The following is a 1188-nucleotide window of genomic DNA, read 5'->3' on the forward strand; positions in this document are numbered from 1 at the left end:
ATGGGCCTGGTAGAAGGTCTGGTAGAGGGTGTAGGGCAGGTTGGCGGTGCCCAGGCCGCCCGAGGTGAGGGTGAAGACCGCGTCGAAGTTCTGGATGATGAAGACGGTCCCGAGCAGGGCGGCCAGCTCCAGGTAGCGGCGCAGGTGGGGCAGGGTGAGGTAGCAGAAGATGTCGAAGGCGGAGGCGCCGTCCACCCTGGCGGCCTCGACGACATCGGCGGGCCGGCCCTGCAGCCCCGCGAGCAGGATCAGCATCATGAACGGTGTCCACTGCCAGATCAGCGACACCTCCACGGCGGCGAGCGGGGAGTCGGTCATCCAGTCCGGCTGCGGCGGATCGTCGCTGCCGAACAGGCTCCACAGCCAGGTCAGTGAGCCGTTGAGCAGCCCGTAGGAGGCGTTGAACAGGGCGTGCTTCCACAGCAGGGCGGAGGCGACCGGCACGATCAGAAAAGGCGTGATGAGAAGGGTGCGGACGAGGGCGCGGCCGCGGAAGCCGCGGTCCAGCAGCAGTGCGAGGCCGAGCCCGAGCAGCAGGCTGACCAGCACGACGGTCACCGTCAGCAGAATCGTGGTCCACACCGCATTGCGCAGCACGGGGTCGGTGAAGACGGCCCGGTAGTTGGCGAAGGCGGCGAAGCCGCGGTTGTCCGGGGCGAGGGCGTTCCAGCGCAGGACGGAGATCACCACCGTCGCCACGAACGGCAGTTGGGTCACGACGATCAGGAAGACCAGGGCGGGCAGCAGAGGCGCGCGGCGGGCCCGGAGCCCGGCCCGGTCCAGGGCCGGGCGGCGGCGGGTGGGGGAGGTTCCGTGCGGGCCGGGCCGCGATGCGTCAGTGGCCTCCGTAGGCACGGGCCACCTCCCGTGCCAGTCGCTGGCCGTGACGGAGTGCGGCGGGCACGCTCTGCTTGCCGGCGATCGCCGAGCTGATCTCGTGGGAGACCTTGGTGCCGAGGTCGGCGAACTCGGGGACGCCGACGAACTGGATCCCGGGGGCCGGACGGGGCTGGACGCCCGGGTCGTTGGGCCGGGCCGAGCTGATCGCCTGCTCGGTCGGGCCGGCGAAGGCACGGGCGGACCGGAGGTACTCGGGGTTGCGGTAGAGGCTGGCCCGCTTGCCGCCGGGGACCTTCGACCAGCCCAGGGTGCGGCCCACCAGCTGCTCGTACTTCTGACCGGAGGCCC

1 protein-coding gene and 1 pseudogene are annotated in these 1188 nt (G+C 71.1%); both read right to left on the reverse strand.

Annotated features, from left to right (window positions below; all coding sequences use genetic code 11):
* The coding region (locus ACZ4NB_RS38720; RefSeq protein WP_467667754.1) for a carbohydrate ABC transporter permease at nucleotides 1-783 on the reverse strand (783 nt) is incomplete at its 3' end.
* A gap of 52 nt (nucleotides 784-835) precedes the next feature.
* A pseudogene (locus ACZ4NB_RS38725) lies at nucleotides 836-1188 on the reverse strand (sugar ABC transporter substrate-binding protein); the annotation flags it as partial.

It is taken from the genome of Streptomyces sp. NPDC026575, assembly GCF_055567415.1.